Source organism: Pseudomonas sp. 8Z, from assembly GCF_902506535.1.
Lineage (GTDB): Bacteria > Pseudomonadota > Gammaproteobacteria > Pseudomonadales > Pseudomonadaceae > Aquipseudomonas.
On sequence record NZ_LR733824.1, the window covers coordinates 532442 to 550478 of the forward strand.

The 18037-nt window shown below is 57.9% G+C and carries 21 protein-coding genes; 2 read left to right on the top strand and 19 right to left on the bottom strand.

Annotated elements, in window-relative coordinates:
- Positions 1 to 2: 2 nt before the first annotated feature.
- The 19 genes from AERO9A_RS02335 to pilM all read right to left on the bottom strand — a co-directional run bounded on the left by AERO9A_RS02335 (position 3) and on the right by pilM (position 15420).
- A complete protein-coding gene (locus tag AERO9A_RS02335) occupies positions 3 to 272 on the bottom strand; it encodes a hypothetical protein (protein ID WP_159970304.1) in 270 nt (89 codons plus the stop codon).
- A 9-nt stretch (positions 273 to 281) separates the two neighbouring features.
- Positions 282 to 764, bottom strand: coding sequence for an integrating conjugative element protein (locus AERO9A_RS02340; protein ID WP_256665850.1), 483 nt, complete (start codon positions 762 to 764; stop codon positions 282 to 284).
- Between the two features lie 14 nt (positions 765 to 778).
- Positions 779 to 1336: a lytic transglycosylase domain-containing protein gene (locus tag AERO9A_RS02345; protein WP_159970306.1), complete on the bottom strand. Its 558-nt coding sequence runs from the start codon at positions 1334 to 1336 to the stop codon at positions 779 to 781.
- A complete protein-coding gene (locus AERO9A_RS02350; RefSeq protein ID WP_159970307.1) occupies positions 1321 to 2109 on the bottom strand; it encodes a TIGR03759 family integrating conjugative element protein in 789 nt (262 codons plus the stop codon). Before AERO9A_RS02350 ends, AERO9A_RS02345 begins: the two co-directional genes overlap by 16 nt.
- An 8-nt stretch (positions 2110 to 2117) precedes the next feature.
- Positions 2118 to 2816, bottom strand: coding sequence for a methyl-accepting chemotaxis protein (locus AERO9A_RS02355; protein ID WP_159970308.1), 699 nt, complete (start codon positions 2814 to 2816; stop codon positions 2118 to 2120).
- Positions 2817 to 2927: 111 nt separating this feature from the next.
- On the bottom strand, positions 2928 to 3419 hold the full coding sequence (locus AERO9A_RS02360) for a hypothetical protein (protein WP_159970309.1): 492 nt from the start codon (positions 3417 to 3419) through the stop codon (positions 2928 to 2930).
- Positions 3420 to 3537: 118 nt separating this feature from the next.
- Positions 3538 to 5787 (bottom strand): DEAD/DEAH box helicase, encoded by a 2250-nt coding sequence (locus tag AERO9A_RS02365; protein ID WP_159970310.1) that lies wholly within the window; start codon positions 5785 to 5787, stop codon positions 3538 to 3540.
- Positions 5788 to 5869: 82 nt separating this feature from the next.
- Positions 5870 to 7309, bottom strand: coding sequence for a DUF6094 domain-containing protein (locus AERO9A_RS02370; protein ID WP_159970311.1), 1440 nt, complete (start codon positions 7307 to 7309; stop codon positions 5870 to 5872).
- 21 nt (positions 7310 to 7330) lie between these two features.
- Positions 7331 to 7927, bottom strand: coding sequence for a hypothetical protein (locus AERO9A_RS02375; protein ID WP_159970312.1), 597 nt, complete (start codon positions 7925 to 7927; stop codon positions 7331 to 7333).
- A gap of 59 nt (positions 7928 to 7986) precedes the next feature.
- Positions 7987 to 8508: a hypothetical protein gene (locus tag AERO9A_RS02380; protein WP_159970313.1), complete on the bottom strand. Its 522-nt coding sequence runs from the start codon at positions 8506 to 8508 to the stop codon at positions 7987 to 7989.
- Between the two features lie 62 nt (positions 8509 to 8570).
- A complete protein-coding gene (locus tag AERO9A_RS02385; protein WP_159970314.1) occupies positions 8571 to 9173 on the bottom strand; it encodes a DUF3275 family protein in 603 nt (200 codons plus the stop codon).
- A 423-nt stretch (positions 9174 to 9596) separates the two neighbouring features.
- On the bottom strand, positions 9597 to 9941 hold the full coding sequence (locus AERO9A_RS02390; protein ID WP_159970315.1) for a hypothetical protein: 345 nt from the start codon (positions 9939 to 9941) through the stop codon (positions 9597 to 9599).
- A 343-nt stretch (positions 9942 to 10284) separates the two neighbouring features.
- Positions 10285 to 10914 (bottom strand): hypothetical protein, encoded by a 630-nt coding sequence (locus AERO9A_RS02395; protein ID WP_159970316.1) that lies wholly within the window; start codon positions 10912 to 10914, stop codon positions 10285 to 10287.
- 190 nt (positions 10915 to 11104) lie between these two features.
- The gene (locus AERO9A_RS02400) at positions 11105 to 11827 is read right to left on the bottom strand and encodes an ABC transporter substrate-binding protein (RefSeq protein WP_159970317.1); all 723 of its coding nucleotides are present in this window, start codon (positions 11825 to 11827) and stop codon (positions 11105 to 11107) included.
- A gap of 87 nt (positions 11828 to 11914) precedes the next feature.
- Complete coding sequence (locus AERO9A_RS22380; protein ID WP_256665831.1) at positions 11915 to 12049, bottom strand: hypothetical protein; 135 nt, start codon at positions 12047 to 12049, stop codon at positions 11915 to 11917.
- 109 nt (positions 12050 to 12158) lie between these two features.
- Complete coding sequence (locus tag AERO9A_RS02405; RefSeq protein WP_159970318.1) at positions 12159 to 12611, bottom strand: STY4534 family ICE replication protein; 453 nt, start codon at positions 12609 to 12611, stop codon at positions 12159 to 12161.
- 342 nt (positions 12612 to 12953) lie between these two features.
- The gene (locus tag AERO9A_RS02410) at positions 12954 to 13340 is read right to left on the bottom strand and encodes a hypothetical protein (RefSeq protein ID WP_256665832.1); all 387 of its coding nucleotides are present in this window, start codon (positions 13338 to 13340) and stop codon (positions 12954 to 12956) included.
- Positions 13341 to 13683: 343 nt separating this feature from the next.
- On the bottom strand, positions 13684 to 14043 hold the full coding sequence (locus AERO9A_RS02415; protein WP_159970319.1) for a hypothetical protein: 360 nt from the start codon (positions 14041 to 14043) through the stop codon (positions 13684 to 13686).
- 939 nt (positions 14044 to 14982) lie between these two features.
- On the bottom strand, positions 14983 to 15420 hold the full coding sequence (gene pilM / locus AERO9A_RS02420; RefSeq protein WP_159970320.1) for a type IV pilus biogenesis protein PilM: 438 nt from the start codon (positions 15418 to 15420) through the stop codon (positions 14983 to 14985).
- A 150-nt stretch (positions 15421 to 15570) separates the two neighbouring features.
- On the opposite strand from pilM, the gene AERO9A_RS02425 reads away from it, so the two are divergent.
- Both AERO9A_RS02425 and AERO9A_RS02430 read left to right on the top strand, forming a co-directional pair.
- Complete coding sequence (locus tag AERO9A_RS02425; RefSeq protein WP_256665833.1) at positions 15571 to 15834, top strand: helix-turn-helix domain-containing protein; 264 nt, start codon at positions 15571 to 15573, stop codon at positions 15832 to 15834.
- Positions 15824 to 16963, top strand: coding sequence for a site-specific integrase (locus AERO9A_RS02430; RefSeq protein WP_159970321.1), 1140 nt, complete (start codon positions 15824 to 15826; stop codon positions 16961 to 16963). The genes AERO9A_RS02425 and AERO9A_RS02430 overlap by 11 nt, the downstream gene beginning before the upstream one ends.
- The last annotated feature ends 1074 nt before the right edge of the window (positions 16964 to 18037 follow it).

An 18037-nucleotide genomic window follows, 5' to 3' on the forward strand; every position in this document is an offset into this window, starting at 1 on the left:
GGTTACGCCTCTAAGGATGCTGGACGACGGCGCCCATGGCGTCGTTGCCCTGTATGAATGGCTGATACCTGCTGCCGGACGTCATTGATCTCATGGTCGGGCAGCCGCTCCTGCAGGAGCTCGCACAGTGTCATTTCATCCTCAGGGGACATGCCTGCGACATTGCCGCCATATAAGCCGATTACATGCGTAATCTGGTCATGCATGAGCTGTCGTGCCCGTGGATCCTCGGGCTGTTTGATCAGCAGGGTTATGTAGGTCGGCGGTGTCACAGCGAACTCCTATTGCTGTATTGCAGTTGGGGTGAGCAGGGCGGGGTAGTGTCTCAGTCCGAGGCGGCCAGCCAGGTCTCCGGCAGGAGTAGGATTGACCGGGAGGCCACCAGCCCAGCGCCTGATCTCCATCAGTCGCGCTTCGCTATCTACGTTGACGGCCAGGCCGACGGCTTGAAGTCGCTGCAGATCCACGCGTCGTTGGAGCAACCACGCCCGTGACATTGGATCATCGCCAACCAGGAACACCGGTTGCAGACCTGGTGCGTTGATAACTCGGCCTTGGAGCTGTCCAGGGGACAACTGGGGAGTGCGTACCGGATAGGCCCCTGTGTTCAGGACCCCGGCTGCTGGTGTGGGCTGATTGGGTTGTGGAGCCGGTGCCAGACCCTGGTAGTAAGGGAGTGCCGAGGTTCCGCCACGGTCTTCGACGACGATCAGGGTTCCTGCATTGGCGGCGGTGAACCAGCAGCAGAGCGTGGCCAGCATCATTTGGGCTGAGGGTTTCATGGTGTGGTCGCCAGTAGAGTGGTGCCAGTGACACGGTTGAAGTGCTTCACGAAAGCAGCGCGGTACTTGGCTGCGGGTTCGCCACCGGCAGGACGGTGGTAGTGGCCTGCTGCGATAACCCAGTCGCCCCCCCGGGCTTTCTGCTCTGCAAGTATCTGAGCGGTTACCGTGAGATTCTTGTAAGGGTCGAGGCCCTCGCATGGGTAGGCGTAGCGGTGTCCATTCGCACCTATGTTCGTTTGCCCCAGCCCAACGTCGACGCGGTTGGCACCGGCGGTTACCAATGCCGTCATGAGCGCCACGCAGGCTTCATCCCGGGTTGCGAATCGGTAGCCTGTGCCGGCGACGTTCAGCGTCCACGGCCATGGGACGATCTGCCCTCTGATACGTGTGCCGCTTTCCTGCAGCGCAACGGAGTACAGGACTTCCGACGGCACGCCATTGGAGCGTGCGATCAACTGGTAGGCGGGTGGAGGAATTTCTACTGCTTGGGCCACTGTTGCTACCAGCATCAGCCCAACAGTTGCTAAGCCTCGCGTCATTGCCGCAGCCATTGACCGTTCACCTCCTGGACGGCAGCGGGCAAGTCACCGCCGAGCCCCAGGCGCAACCACCGGCCCTGGTCATGGTTCAAGGTGATTTGCCGGCTACGCACGTTGTCCGGCTCGATGCCGGCAAGGATTGCCCAGCGCCGGATGCGCTCGTCATTACCCTGGCTGCCAACAAAGTACAGATCGAACGTGGTTTTCTTGGCCTGGAGCCCCTGTACCTGAGTAATGCAGGGCGCGCAGTCGTCTTTCACAAAGACCGCAAGCCGGCCATTCCCAAGCATTACCGAATTCCGCGAGCTGGGGATCGAGGCTGGACTGGCGTTGAGCTGGATCACCTTCTCGCCTGGGTACATCCGAGCGGTTGCTGCATCGTAGGCGCGCTGGTAGGCCAGCTCCTTGTCGATGCGTTGCCGTTCTGCCTGAACCTGCAACTCGGCATAGCGGCGGCGCTCTTCGTCAGTACGTGCTTCGATGCCCAGTGCCGTTAATGGATCCAGGCCAGGGGAGTAGATTCCACGTGGTCCCTGCATCAGGGTCTGGTAGCGGGTGAACTCTTGTGGAGTTATCCCCCATTCATTGGCAAGCGCCTCGGCGAGTCGGTCGCGCTGCATATCCTGGGTTTGCGAGTCGCTTTGTCGAGAATTGCTAGCTGTGGAGGCTTGGATACTGGTTACGGACGGTGCTGCGCTGATGGTGATAGGCAGTAGGCAGAGTGTGAGTAGAACCGTCTTTCTGATTGCGTTGAGGCTCTGGCCCCAGAATTTAGGATGGGTCATGAATGCTCCTACGGCTGGATATTGATGGTTCGGCTGTTACCGGCCACATCAAAGCGGGCCGCACGATCATCATCATCTAGGTTGCTCAGACGCCAGGTCGTCCCGGCCACGGCATCACCAGGCCGCACCAGGTAGATCTGGCTCAGTTGAGTGCTGCCGGTCGGGGCAACTGAGAGGAAACGCTCACCGCCGCGGTACTCCACGCCGACGATGCTGAAAGGCGGTGGCTCCGGTGCTGCTGGCTTTGGCTTGGGGCGTTGCACCTGGCTGCGTTTGGCTACGGACTGCTTACCGGAGGCCTGTGGTGTCGCTTTGGACTGGGACTTACGGAGTGCCTGGATGCTCTCGTCCCAACCTTCAACGGTGGCCTTCAATACGAGGAACTCACCCGTGGTAGACGCCCGCTGACCCAGCTCCAACGCCTGCTTGGCTAGTGCCTGCGTGGCATCGACGCGATTCGACAGGGCCTGCTGAGCAGACCTGAAGTCGTCTTGGCTGACGAAGTTCTTTCCGCTTGCGGACTCCAATTGGTCGTCGATCTTGTCCAACCTGGACAGCATCGCATTGACAGAGGTTTTCTCCGCTGCTTCGGCAAGCGAGCTGCGCAGAGCAGCCAGCTGAATGGCCTGATAGGCCATCCCGCAGGCCATCACGAGCAAGCAGCAACTGAGAATTACGGTTGATCGAGTGGGGTGTGGTAAGTCCATGGTGTCCTCGCGCGAAGCTGGGGACACCCTCTCAAACCACCTCTACCTGGCGCAGTAGAAAATGCATTTCCCGACAGGGCTGGATTTTTTTAGGGGGCCAGACGCCCCTTCCTATGCGGACGCATAGCGTCTCTTGTAAAGCCCGAGGAGCACATGGGAAACGGCCAGGAACAGGGCGATGCCGGCGAGGTCAGCCAAGAAATGCTGGTAGGCCCAGATAAACGGAATCCCGTTTTGTAGCGGATCAACCACCATCTCGTTGAGCATCGACATCACCAGGGTCCATATGGCACCCATCACAGGGTTCCAGGGGCGATCGCTGCTGATATCTCGTTTGATCGAGCGGAGCATGGCCGCCGGCCATTGAGTGATGGGAGTCGCGGCTATCTGCCTCACGAATACCGGAAAAGGGATGATGTCTAGCCGTTTCGGTGACAGCGCAAGGTAGCCAAATGCGAGCGGTGCAGCGAATCCGAACAGAAAGTGGCAGAGGTTGTAGTTCAGCCTGACGATGTCCATCACATGGGTCTGGACTATCAGGAATGTGGTCGCGATAAGGAACAGCAGCAGCAAAGGGAGAGCGGCAAGACGGCTTGGCAGCATGAGATTGCTCGTTGAGGAGAACGGGAGTTACGAGACTAATGAGTTTGCAGGAGGCTGCAAGCCAAAATGGGGTCATCTTTTCCGGGTAAAGAAAAGGCCGCCCGAAGGCGGCCTGAGGTTATCCAGCTAGCAGTTGCCTGGCCAGGGCCATCTCCACAGAGTCTCCATCCTGATTCAGCGCGTCCAGGCCTGATTCAGGCACATCACCGGAGGTGCTCTGGGCTACCGCGATCTTCTTGGCCATGAGCGCCAAGCAGGTGATCTGCGAGGTGCCGGCATAACCGAAGAAGACTACCCGTACTGGGTGCTTCTGTCCGATCCGCCACGACCGCCGTGCGGCCTGCTGCAGGGTGTACACGTTGTAGCCCGTCTGCAGGAACACGATGGTCGGGAAGTCGAGCAGATCCAGCCCCGTCTTCACCAGCTCGGGGTTGGTGATCAGCACGTCGATCCCGCGATCGACCTGGTCCAGAATCCAGTCCTCTCGTCTGGCGGTGTCCACAGAGGCCCTAAGGACCGCCGCTTTCAAGCCAGCCTGCTCGAGGATCTGCTTCAGCCTGGACGTGGTGTCCCGGGTGCCGCTGTATACCGAGTAGACCAGGACCTTGCGGCCCTTGGCTTTCTCCTGCAGGCAAAGGTCGACCAGCGCCTGTTCTTTCGGCATCAGCTCCTGGTCGCCGAACATCGCCGGCATGAACGCTAACGTTTCCCGCGACCGCGGATGCTTCACCACCTCCGAACGGAAGCAGCAGTCGGGCCAGGCCAGGAGCACGTTGAGCACAACGCCGAGGAGTGTGGTGTCGCGGCGTGCCAGTGCTTGGCGGAGCTGCTGCGTCAGGTTCAACGACAACTGCTGGTACTGAGCAGCTTGCTCGGTGTCCATGGGGATGTCGAAGAACTCTTCCTCATAGGGCGGCAGCACCTTGCCGCCGATGTCCTTTAGCTTCAGGAACACAGTAAACGGCAGTACGAAGCGGTGGATACCCTTTGGGCCGAAGCCCGGAGCCTTCACCGTTCGTACCGACAGCTTCTTACCGCGGGCCGTCTTGTGCGAATCGCCATCGCGCTCGGTGTATATGTCCTTCAGCACCCCGTGATCCCGCATGAAGGACATAGCTGCAGGAGCCATGCTGCCTCGAGCGTTCGGACGGTACCCGTCCTCGATCATGCGCTGCGTCAGTATCCGGAACAGCAGGTAGAACAGGTCGTCGGCATAGCCGCCCATCAAGGTGCCGGTCAGCAGCAGTGCCTTGCGGCACTTCGCTGCCAGAACTCCCATGGCCTGCCCCTGGGCAGAGCCTGCGTTCTTGTACTCGTGTCCCTCGTCGACGATGAGCAGGTCGATGAAGCCATCAGGCAGGTAGCGCTTGATGAACTCCGTCGGCTGGTACCCACCTTCGCCGAGGCCGAACTCGATGGTGGCCATCGCACGCTCCATGCGCTTGGCCTGCCGATCGGTGAAGACGAAATTGCCCTTGCCGTCCATCAGGTTGATGAACTCATGGACGTTGTCAGCCAGCATCGAGGCTAGGAACTCCTCGCCGAAGTCACCCAGCAGCTTCTCGGCCTTTACCGGCCCGATCGTTGGTATGCGGCACATCGACTTCAGGATCGTTGCGCGCCGGTCCATGGGAGCTCCCTTGCCCGGGCGCATCAGCGTCCAGAGAGTGCTTTCACAGTGGGGGCATCGCCTACGGCGCTCCTCGCGCTGGAACTGCTCCAGGTTGACCAGGTTGCCTTCGTCGTCGGTGAGGATCTCGCCGCAGCTCGGACAGGCCGCCAGGGTTACACCCCCAGCCGCTCGACGTGGCCAGCAGGCCAGGCGCCAGTGAAAGCCCATCCGCATCCGCACGCGACCGAGGATGAAGAACTCTTGGCGGCCGTCGTAGGGCTCGTTCAACTGGTCGCGCAGCTTCAGCAGCTTGACCAGGGTGTCTGGTCCGTTGAGCACCCATACCCGGGCATTCGGTACCGTCTCCAGGATCTCTCTGCGCCACTTGTAGACCAGGTGGGGCGGGGAGATGACCATGGTTCGGCGGTAGCCGGCAGTGTGCATGACCGCGGCAATACAGATGGCCATCATCGTTTTGCCGGTACCCATCTCGGCATTGATGATGCCAGCCGGCTCATTTCGATCGAGCAACAGTGCTGTGATCGCCTGTACCACTTCCTCCTGAGCTGGGAACGGCGTGCGTTTGAGGTTGGCCATGACGGCATGGCGTAATGGGTCGATCTGGCCGGTGTAGACCGGTGGGTTGGAGCGGTTGAGCGAGTCCAGCAGCTCCTCGCCGAACTCGTCGACGAAGTCTGTGAGGTTGATGTTCAAGGAAGCGGCGCCTGCAGGCAGGCTGGTCGCGGAAGTGTGCATGCGGATCTCCTGATGCCGGGCATGCACGCCCCCAAGGGTATGTGCATACCCGGTGGGGTTGGTGAATGAAGCGACGCTGAGGTCAGTAGTCGCTGGGTAGTAGGATGGTGGTGGAGCTGCGATCGGCTTCGGTGATGATCCAGAGCCTGGTCTCTTCGCCGGCATCGATGTCGTAGGAGGAGAACAGTCGATCCCCATGCTTGAGGGCCAGCTCGTTCTGCCGCCGATCGTCATCGCACAGCTCGCCCCAGTCCCCAGTTGCATGACGCAGCAGGTAGGGGTAGGGGTTCAGCTGGCCGGTTTCCACTAGGTGGTGAACGGCTTGCGTCATCGCCTGCTCCCCGAGAGGGAAGCGGACAGCGGTTGGTTGAGGCTCGTGCTCCGATGGGGGCGCGTCGTTCGTCGCCGGCGCAGAGCTGATGGTCAATACTCGCCCCAGGTTCAGTGACCCCGGGGTGAGTTCCCATGCCCGGATCACGGGCACGAAGCGGTCGGTCAGGATGCGGACTTCGGTGACGTTGCCATCGTCGTCCTCGGTGAACTCGGTTTTGCGGACTTTCTCCTTGTAGGTGTCACCCTTCACGACCAGTACCCGGCCACTCTTCGAGCGAACCACACCGGAGATCGCGCCGGCAGCCAGCGCAAGCGCTAGATGCCAACGTGAAAGCTCTCGTACTGGTGGTCGGGATTGAGCCCCGGTCTGGCTGAAGTTGAGGGTGAAGTCTGGCCAAAGGCCCCTGATGCGGTCTATCTCCTGAGCGAACTGCTCAGGCTCCAGGCTCAGTCTGTAGAAGTGCTGCAGTTCCGTCGCCGCCGACGGCACGGTATAGGTTTCCCATGGCCATGCCTCTGGCAGTTCTTCTGGCTCCAGCTCGCCGCGCCCGATCGCCTGCAGGCGATCACGCACGTCGGTGACGCGACTGCGGCCGAGATCCTGTCGGCGCGAGCGCAGACCAAAGATCACGACCTGCTTGAAGGTTCGATCAGCCGCGCTGTAGCAGCGGACGTTGGTGAAGTGGTTGCTGATCCAGCCAGACAGTTCGTCGTCCAGGACATAGCCTGGGACGATGAAGACCATCACGCCGCCGTACTGCAGAAGCGGCAGGCTGCGCTGGTAGAACAGTTTCTCCAGCCTCCGCCGGCCTTTGCCTTGGTACTGCGATGCACCGGAGTGATCGGCGACTAGGTCGCCGTAGGGTGGGTTGAGCCAGAGCAGGCCGAAGGCCTGGCGCGAGATCATGGTGTCCATGAGGTCGCTGTGCAGCGCCCGGTCCACCAACTGGCGGGAGTGGTCGGCTCGCTCCTTGTCGTACTCGACGGCGAACGATTGAACCAGGTCCTTACCCAGGTGGTGGGCGGCTTCGGCGATAGCCACGCCCTCGCCGGCAGCCGGATCAATGATCCGCATGCCAGAGTTGGAGGGGCTCAGCGCCTGCAGTGATCGCTCCAGGGTTGTCTCATCGGTTGGGTAATAGCCGTTCTTGGCAAAGTTGTGCGCCAGGCGCGGAAACATCAGAGCCATAGGGTCTCCAGAGTATGGTCATCAGGCGCTGGCCTGTGCGGTGAGTTGGTGTTGGCGGATCAGATCGCCTATCGCCGGCTCCAGGACGTCGAGCCTTAAGGCCAGGCGCCAGGCTGCAATGGGGCCTAGGGAGCCAGGGAGTTGAGTCAGCATTTCGTGCTGGTCGAGCAACTGCATGACCGGCTGCTGCCAGTGATCTAGCAGCGGCAGGGGGCAGGTTTCCTTCACCAGGGGCCAGAGGCTTTCCCGGGGAGAGGAACGCTGCTTCAGCGCGTATGCGAAGTGGTTGGCTTGGTCCGGCTGCGTGCAGCGGTAATCGAACAGCCAGACGTGGAGCATGCTGCCGAATAGGGTGGCCCGGTATTCCCTGGTCGTCCGTTTCTGCAGGAGCTCGTCGTTCACGAAGACAGGTCGCGTATGGCCGTCCTGCAGGACGTGGAACTGGTCAAGGCCGCCCTCGGCGGCGCCGAGAGTCAGCCTGGCCAGTAGTTCCTGGACGGCGGTGTCGCGCCCCCAGATCGAGATGAAGACCAGGTTGCGCTGGTCGTCGCACGCACAGGCGTCGACGTACAGATCCGGGCACTCCTCAATCTGGTAGAGCTGGGTAGAGTTGGGCATGGGTCTCTCCTGGATGTGGAGCGACTGCCCGGGAGGGGCAGTGCCCCTCTGGGTGTGTGTTAGTCGATGAAGACAGGTCGCTGTATGGCGGCCGTGGTCTGCTCAAGGGTTTCGCCTTGCCAGTGGCCGTCGTCGAACTGGAGTTTGTCGAAGCTGTAAACCTCGTACACAGCCTTGGGGTGCGCAGGGTCGTAGGTGGTCCAGTAGAGCTGGCCCTTGCTGTTCAGGCCCGCGCATAGGCTGTTTGCCAGTTGCAAACGTTTACCGGGGCGGCTCTTCAGCAGTAGGCGGTAAACCTCCAACAACTGGTATTCGGTCAGGCGACCTGAGAGTGAAATACCAACGGCCGGATCGAAGTACACAGTTGAATCCTGATACAACGGGCTGTTGCCAGAGAGGAATACCCGCCCTATGTACTGGGGGCGCAGCGCGATCACTGCTTCCGCTTGCTCGGCCGTCAGGTCGAGCTCCTCGAGGAGGAAGTCGAACATCTCCTCGTCGGAGGACGCGTCGTTGTTGGCCAACTGGTCCTCGATGTTCTCCAGGGTTAGCGGCGTCAGATTGGTGAATAGTGGGTTCATGGTGAGCTCCTGGTGGAAAGAGGAGCCCCCGAGGGAGCCCCTCAGGCAAGTGTTAGATGGTGTTAGGCCTGCTTGCTGGCCCAGGCCTGGTTCTTGAAGTCGAGCTCGTAACCGAGACACCTCAAGCGTTCGATCTGATTGCGCATGCGCTGGCGGTCTACGGTTGGATCAAGCTTCACCTCGGCCCCGAGAGGCCAGATGGAGCCGAACAGTTCCTCGTCAGCCGCAGCTGACTCAGCCGTTGTTGGCTTGGAGCGAGGCTTGGTGGATTTGAGTTCCGCCGGCGACATCCCGAAAGGGGCATCGTCAGCAATTGGTGTGTGTGGTTTCAGCGTGGCCGGCGTGGGCTGCTCTTCGTCGAGCGGGTCGATAACCTGTTGAACCAGGTTTTCGGCCTCGGCCGGCGACAGGTTGTCCATACCATCGAGCGTCATGCTATCGAGTCGTGCTCGCACCTCTATCACGGTTCGGCCACTGGCGGTCCAGCTGGACGGGCTGATCTGCGTGATGACGAAGGTGCCTTGGTACTTACCCTCGCCATATTGCTCCAGCAACGCATCCTTCACAGCGAACTCGCCGATCCGGGTGATGAGTCGGCCTACGTTGAAATTGCCATTGCGACCAGTGATGGTGCGGATGGCAAGTTCGCCATCGATGCTGATCATGAGGTCCTCCAGAGGCGGAGGCCGTCCCCGAAGGGTGGCACCCCGCGGGTTGAGAAAGAAGAAAGCCCCAGCTTGCGGCCAGGGCTTTCAGTTCAGGATGGGCAGAGCCCTGTGTTATGAGTGCGGTTTGCTGTGTTTATCGAGCCACATGGCCCAGCCAAACACACCAGCGAGCATTAGAGCAGCCAGTCCGCAGTAGATAAGAATGTCCATCGACTACCTCCAGTGAAGCCACGCTGCTAAGGCGAGAATTAGCCCCGATGCCGGTAAGCATACTACGGCATAGTAGAGCGCGTCAGGATCGTCATGCCTGCTCAAGAGCAGGTAGAACAAGCCGCTGAGCATTATCCCCACACCTATGTTCTGCAGCAGAGGTACGGTGAAAGCCTTGAGTCTTTCCAAGGTGCTTCCTCCGGCTGCTATCTAGGCTGCAAGTGGTTGAGACGGCTTCTTCAGGGCAATCAGCAATTGCGTAAGTTGCGGGGCATCATCGTGACTGACCTGCAGATCCAGCCAGAGCGGACTGTTTGGGTCGCCATCCGGAGGAAGGCGGTGCAGGCCGAACGTGACTAGGTTGGTGGCGGGGGCGGACAGTGCTGCCTGGTAGGCCGCCTTGAGGGCATTGCTGAGCCGATCAGTAATGTCATCCGGCTCAGCTCCATCTAGGTGCACTGCTTGCTGCCACGCTTCCGCGGTAAAAACCACGGGCAGCGACAGAATCCGCGAGGTTTCGTGAGACAGCGCGATAGCGCCATGCTGTTGGGTCATGGTGTTTCTCCAATAGGAAACGTGGAGAAACACTGCGCCCTGGCGGGGAGTGAATCCCCACAGGGTTGGAACAACGAGGTTTAGGAAGCATCCATCGCTGTTTAGGCGACCGTCTGTGCTACCGGATGCGAGACAGACTTGGGAGATGAACCACCGCAGGAGCGGCGCCGTATTACAGGTTCACACGGCTTGGGCGGGTGCTATCAACGATAGCGAGCCACTGGATTAGCTTACTGTGAGTAACGGATGAGTTGTCAACAGGAAGCAGGTTAATCCGGAGTAGAGAAAACAATGCCCAAAGACCCGGCCCTTGAGGCAGAAAGAGATCTTTGGGGTGTGATGTTTACTGATAGGTGTGCTCGAATTTTCCGAGCCGAATAACTTCGGCGGCACCATCAGACAGGTGATCTACGATCCCGTTCTGGATTGGGTCGTGCCCGAAAAAGCCCCAACACGATTCCACAACTTCGCCATCGTGTACTACCTCATAACCCCATACATCGCCTGTTAGGTATTGGTCGTAAGTTTCAACCTCGCCTTCCAGGTATGTCTGGAGTGTGGTTATACGCCCGGCGGTCAGTCGTTTCCAACCAAACTCTGTGCGTGCAGCGGCCTTGGAAATGAAGATGAAGCCGACTTTTCCACTGTCCCAGGGGCAGCGAAACGGGGTCGTTCTCATCGTTATGCCTCCGTGGTCGTAAAGGTATAGCGGCAATAGGATCACCTGTTCGGTTTTTTGCAGCGCTCGCTCGACGTCGGGCAGGTAGTCCGGGTCAAAATGCATCATCTCCAGAGTCTTTTCAGACAGGTGCTTGTAGATGATTTCCAACGCGTATTGTTTGGCATTGTCATCACCGAGATTGTGGCGACCTGGCGCGCATACCATCATCCCCAGAACGTCCGATGTGCGCGGGTTTTCCGGGGTGTGATCTGCAATGATGCGGACGGTGATTTTGTTGGTTGCAGTAGCCATAGCGTTTACTTTTCAAGGTGACGCAGGCACTGCGCCCTGAAGGGCGAGAGCCCCGTCAGGGTGAGGTGGTGTTAGCCGTCAGGCTATTTGTGAAACTGCTTCGTGCATTCCCAGGGCGAAAACGCGCGCCGTCGAGAAGTCTGCAGTTGCGGCGCCGCTTCACAGATTCACGCGGCTGGGACGGGTGCCATCAACGATGGCTTTCGTTCAACTCAACTCGTTCGAAAACCGGCAGGCCATCGAGTTGGCTTGCGTCTGGATCGAACATCACGTACCGGACAGATGCCGCTGCTGCCAGATGCAGCAGATTGACCAAGCACGTCGGCACGCCGTTGCGTAGCTGCTCCTGGTAAAAGGCCTGCAAGGTTAAGTCATCCAGTAGCGAGCTCCAGTAGTCCGTCACCAGTTGGATGCCGAGTGCTCCAGGCTTCCAAAGTTTGAAGGCCTCGAAGGCCAGGCCGGTGTACCAAGTCTCGTCTGTCACTCGCACTAGGTACTGGTGAGCATCGTGATCCAGGTGCTGGTCACTGATCTCCCAGGCCGAGCAGGCACGGATGTCAGTTGAGTTCAGTAGATCCACCAACTGCTGTGCTTGCTCGGCGCTATAGGTGTCGGCGACATGGCTCTGAACACCCTTGATGTCGCCGTTGATGGCATAGATAACCTGACGAACGATCCCGCTAGAGATATGCGTGTCCAGTAGCTCGTCATCGACGTCCTGCCCTTCGGTGATCAGAGCAGTTTCATCAGTGAAGGCGCAGGGGAAGCATTGCAGTTGATCATCGCTGAGCATCTCCTGGGTGGGGTGCAGCAGTCGATGGCAGGGCGGGCAGTCGTTGGCGTAGGTGATTTGCAGCAACCTGGTAATTGTGAGGCTCAGTGGGTTGTTGGCGAAAGGATTCGGGGGGGGCATGGTGTGCTCCTGGTGATCGAGGAGCAGCCCTAGGGGCAAGCCCCGTCGGGAAAAGTAAAAGGCACCCGAAGGTGCCTTGAGGGTGAATCAGGCTGCGAGAACAGCCCAGGCATACTCTACAAAACGCTCAGATTCGAGCAGTTCTTCGAGGGCGTCGCCGGCAGTGATTTCCTCAACTTCCGGCAGGGGGGCTACTACAAATGCTTGATCGTTAGTGCTCATGATGACTCTCCAAATTTGATATTGGAGAGCACCACGCCAGGGGCATTGGTGGCCCCCCGGATGGGTTAGCTTAGAAAATTGGGGCCCCCTTCCGAGGGCCTATGTTGCGTTAGCTCGCTTTGCGCTTTTCGCCGGACTGATCCGAGTCAGAAGCGTTATCTTTCGGTTTGGCTTCGTAGACAGTTTCACCATCCACCTTGATCCAGCCGATGAAGAGCAGTCGACCCTTGAGGCTTGCGCCGGGTTGACCTTGCTTCTCGCCTTTCTCGTAGGTGAAGGCATCTGCCCAGATGTCGCCGATGCGGAAGGACACAAGGACCTTCTTGTCGGCATCAACGGCTTCAATGCAGCGACGGACGAGCTTTTCAGCTTCGGCGCCGACAACGTTGCAGTCGATGTAGGTGTACTCCACATCATCAGACGAGCCACGGAGGGCTGCGATGGTGGTCGCCATGAAAGGGGAGCCCTTACGTGGCTTCACTTCGCGGATACGGTTGAGGTAACCGATACCGGTGGTATGCAGGTCGAAGTATTTGGCTTCGTTGGATTGTGCGTTGCTCATGGTGATTCTCCAGTTTCAGTAGTTGAAAGCGGAGAAACACTTTGCCCCCCAGGGAAAAGTATTCCCCGCGAAGGTATATGTTGATTGCGATGCGGTGACCGCTGAGGTGAGGGTGCTTCCATCAGTCCTTTCGGATTGATCAATCGCGCTACCGGAAGCTTGGCGATTTCTAGGGGGCGATCAACACGTTAAACCGTGTGGCAGTCTCACAGATCGTGACTGCTCGGGCATGGTCGCTGACAACGTCAGCAGCACATGGGTGAGAAATATGTAAATAGAGCTTTGAGATGTCAAGCCCCTGGAAGAAAAAAGCCCCTCGCAAGAGGGGCGCTGTGTTTCTTGTCAGCAACTCATGGCTGGCTCAACGGGAGCAATAAGCTCGTTGAGCGAACCCATCCGAAGTGCCGGTACGGCCGCAGCGTTAGGTTTCTGTTTAGGGGTGCGAGTCCGAGTGCGCCGTGGCTTTTTCACCTGCGCCTCTTTGGTGTTGGCTTCAAACCAGGCGTTGAGGTCGACGCCTCTGCGGCGCACGATAGCGGGTACCTGGCATATGTGCTCCAGGGCTTTACCACTAGGGTACGTAGCTGCCGGCATGACTTGCTTGGCTTGACCAAGGTGAGCTGTCGCAGCAGTGGAGGCAGGCATTCTCTTTCGCATGGCACGCAGGAATATCCGCGTGACGGTGCCTAGGGCATAGCCGATGTAGTAGCTAGCAGTTTGCTCGGTCATGGTGTTTCTCCTGCAGGTTGAAGGTGCGGAGAAACACTGTCCCTGACGGGGAAGTGAATTCCCCACTGGGTTAGCGGAAGGTGCTTCTATCGGCGGGAGCCGATCAACCGTGCTGCCAGAAGCTAAACGGTCTTCGGGTGAACCAACACTGGTAAGGTGTCGCAACTCTTCGGGTTCAGGTTGCATGGGCATGGTTGCTGACGACGTCAGCAGCTCACGTCTCTATGATCGGATCGGTGTTGTAGAAGTGTCAAGTGGAGGGGCGGGGCAACAAGAAGGCTGCGCAGCAGGGGCGGAGTAGCATGCTGGGGCAACCGAAACAGTTGCCCCAGCTAGGTAAGATTTATTCAAGTTCAAAGCAACCACAAGGGCACGTCTTTGCTGTGAGCCCGTGTGAGCAGATGCCTTTATTGAAAGCATCGGCATTTGCTTTATCCAGTTCATCTTGGGAGAGGTAATCGTACAGCTCGCGGGCATATGCATACGCATATGCCACGTCTTGATTGACCTCTTCGTTTTCTCCGAATGTGTTGCGCATAAGCTCGCAGAAGTGAGACTGAACCATCGTCTCGTACGTGGGGTAGCGTTTTACGGCCTCGCCATAGAACCTATCTACTTGAGCCTCGATCTCTGCGGCAGAACCCGTACCTTGGTAGATTGCTTGGCAAGGGAGGTCAGAATCGATCGTTGAAGTATGAGACATGGTGCTTCTCCTGCAGATTGAAGATGCGGAGAAACACTGTCCCTGACGGGGAAGTGAATTCCCCGCTGGGTGGGCGGAATGTGCCTCTATCGATCAGAATCGACCGGTCGCGCTACCAGAAGCTATGCGACCTTGGGTGGACCAACACGAGCAACGTGTCGCAGCCTCTCAGATCCGAGCTGCATGGGCATGTTGCTGACGACGTCAGCAGAGCACGCCCCTATCATCTGAGTGGTGCTGGAAAGTGTCAAGTGGGGAGCAAGGCTAACGAGGCGGGATGAGCGGAGGGGGCAAAGAGGGGAGGGGAAAAGCGGCCGAGGGCAACCAAGTCAAGAGATGCCCCCGACTGTAGTCGAGGAATCAGAATCGAAGAGAAGTATGCCACCTGTGAAAGTTGAAGCGTCGATCCCTGGGCTTTGATCGTTACGTCTCACATCACCTGGCCGGTTATCGTGGCTATGGCCAGCAAACAAAAGGCACGCATCCGCGCACAAAGGGAGCCCTTCTTTTCGCCGGCGGGCCACCGGCAGGACAAGAATACCCAATGGGTAGCCTGATAGCCCTGCCGAGGACTATCAGGCTACCCATCGAGAGAGGAAAAGGATGGGCCACAACACCAGTGCGGCCCTTAGATCAGAATGCACCGAACCTCAAGAGAACCCTATGTGTCTATGAACCCGCTTTTCACGAGTTAGACGGCTGCGTGCCCAGCAAGAGACAGGGAGACACAGGGAGAATCCTCAACCAGATTCGCACGCCCTTCCCGGAGCTAAGCGTGCTTTTGGTTTGGTGAAGAGGCAAGCCTGCAACACCAGGGCGCTACTGATGACCGCCAGTAGCCAGCGAGGTGGAAACGTTACTGATGGCATTATGAGTTTGCCCCCTGTGGCTTGGCAAGTGACCGAACTATTGCAGGCCTTGCCAGGCACGGGAGATCGCTCAGTTCAAAGCGACTATTGCCTCCTCGGGCACTGCAGCAGGTAGGGCAATTCCGGTACTTGTTGAGCGGTTAGATACCAGAAATCCGGAGCGTTTCACTCCAATCTGCTCGGACTCAGTGGCCACGGAAAGCGCACTAAGCAGTCCGCTTGGGCCTCCAGCCATGTACGTGTAGCTCTTTCCTGCCTGGATGTAAGCAGAGATCCCTGCTGGCTTCTTAAACCACGTGGGTAAGTTCAACACAGCGTCGTTAGGGGCGCCGACAAATGAGGGGTTGGCATGCGCGAACTCAGTTGCAGCACAGCGATACACCAGCAGGCTCTGGCTCAGTGTGTCGACGGTAGAGCTGTCCACAGCCTGTACAGCGATATTGTTGGAGCGCATCGCCATTCCGCCTGAAAAGACCAGGACTACTAACACCAGCCAGAGAATTGGCATTCACATGAGTTCCGTTCGGAATTTGTAATTTCTCATCATACCTGGGATTGCATACAGCCGGAATCAGGCAGGAAAATTTTCGTGACTATAGTCCGCTGACGACAATAGTCACGATACTCAGAATCTGACCTTTCAACGAAGGTCGGGCTTTTGAGCAGTGAACCCCACAGCGAACTGAACTACAGCCTCGCTTTTAGCCGGGTGCTCTCCCAGTTGCGCAACGAAAAACATCTGTCCCAGGAAGCCCTCAGTTTCGAGGCGGGGTTGGATCGTTCGTTCATCAGCCTGCTTGAGCGTGGGCTGCGCTCACCGACACTCGACACTTTGATCTGCCTCTGTCGGGCGTTGGGCATCACGTTCACCCAGTTGGCCATGCTGATAGAGGCCCAACTGGAAGTCCGAGATGAGCCATAACATCACGCTTGGCGAAGGTCTGAAGCTCTACCGTGAAAAGGTTTCGATCCTGAAAAAAAGCTACGTTCAGGAGTCGTATAGGCTTGCGCAGCTTATGAAGTCGCCGCTCTGTAGCATGGTTATGCGCGACATATCGGGATCGCACATCGCCACCTATAGAGACAATCGCCTGTCACAGGTGAACCCGCGGAGCGGCAAACCCATTTCAAATGCAACAGTACGCCTGGAGATGTCCCTGCTCTCCAACGTATTCGACGTCGGGTTGATCGAGTGGGGGGTATGCGATCTGAATCCCGTCACGCGAGTCCGTAAGCCCAAGTCTCCTCCGGGACGAGATCGGCGACTACTTCCCCGAGAAGAGCGGCTGATCTTCCGCTACTGCCATAATCATCCTACGTTCGAGCTTCTGTCGCTGGTAGTGCTCGCATTGGAGACTGCGATGCGGCAGGGAGAGCTACTCAAATTAGAGTGGGAACATATCAATCTGCGCAGCGGCATTGCCCATTTACCGGATACCAAGAACGGTACGAAGCGTGACGTGCCGCTCAGCCCGAAGGCACGTGATGCACTCAAGCGTCTGGGGGTGAAGACCAAAGGGCGTGTGTTTGCTTACACAGCCAACGGACTCAAGTCTGCCTGGCGCGTTATGACCATGCGCCTGGGCATCCAGGACCTGCACTTCCACGACTTACGTCATGAGGCCTGTTCCAGGCTATTTGAACTCAACACGCTCGATATCATGGAGATCGCTGCGATCTCCGGGCACAAGAGCTTGTCGATGCTTAAACGATATACGCATCTGAAGGCTGCCAAGTTGGTGAAGAAGCTGGAGGGTGTCCGACATCGAGGTCAGCAGGTCGTTATTAACCACTTGGTACCCTATCCAGCGATTGCCAAACAGCAGCCAGAGGGCATCGTGGTTCGCGTCCTCGATTTTGAGGGAGTGCAAGGGCATGGCCCGTCCCTGGATATCGCAGTTCGAAGTGCCCAGGACGAGCTGCTCCGACACTTGATGACTGCTCTGCGTGACCGGTCCCACATTCCAGCCCCGGACCAGTACCTTGACCAGGTGAATGAGGCGGAAGTGTTCATGCTTGATCCGCTGACCACTTACGAGCTTGCAGCCTAGAGGCCTCACACTTTTTTATTGAAGTTCGGTGATGCCTTGCGGATCTACAGCCCGCAGTAGAACAGAGTTTTAGGCCTACTACCTTGCCAATCCGGTGCGTGGCGTGGGAATAGTGGAGTAGGCGCTTGTGGTCGCGTTGAAAGCACTAACGCTGGATCTGGATCACTGCACTCGACCAGCACTTGTCCCGCAAGTTACACGATGACGGGCCTGGCATGCAGGACGACGGATACTGATGGCGATAGCGTTCAATACGACGCTATGCCACGAGTTATCACAAATAACTCCGTCACATGCTCGCGTGTCGGCGCTGGCTCTACTGTCGTGATAACTGCCACCGCAATTTGCTGCCCTTCTTGATTGCCAATCCGGTGTGTGGACTGGCAGCAAAGGAAGTCTTGATGGCCCTTACCGCGTTTCTGGGTCCTCCTTAGGGGCTTGGACCATGTGTACGCTTAACTACGGCAGCGGGAACTCAAAATCCTTAACCTTCAGCAATGGAAATTGGTTTTACTCCGGGAGTGGAACGCAAGTTGTGTACTGCTACAAATAGGATTGCCAATCCGGTGTCTGGCAGGCAATGGGGAGTCAGACCTGCTACGGGGATAGCCTGAATGGCTGGTGTGACAATGGCAGGCTACGAACGGTATGGGGAACATATAACTGTGCTACTACTGGGGCTGCCGTAGTTGTAACAATGCCTGCCGGGTTTACTTCACAGCATTTCCATTTGAATGCAAATGTAAGCCACGACTCGGCCACCTATGGACCGGATTACTCATTTGCGAGCATTATAGATGGCAACCGCATAGCAGTAAGGTGTCCAAACCTGCAGAACAACTGGAACTATCTAGCAATTGGCTATCTATACTAGATTGCCAATCCGGTGTGTGGACTTCCGCCTCGGGCGTAACGCTCGGAGAAAAGCTAATCGGCGGTTACGTGTCTTATCACGACTCGTCTAATTCAGGAGCCGCATACTGTCCTGAAGGAGCGGTTCTCATTGGCTTGATTAATGACAAAAGCCTCGATAGTTACCACATGGCTTGCCAAGCTCTTAATCTTAAATAGCTT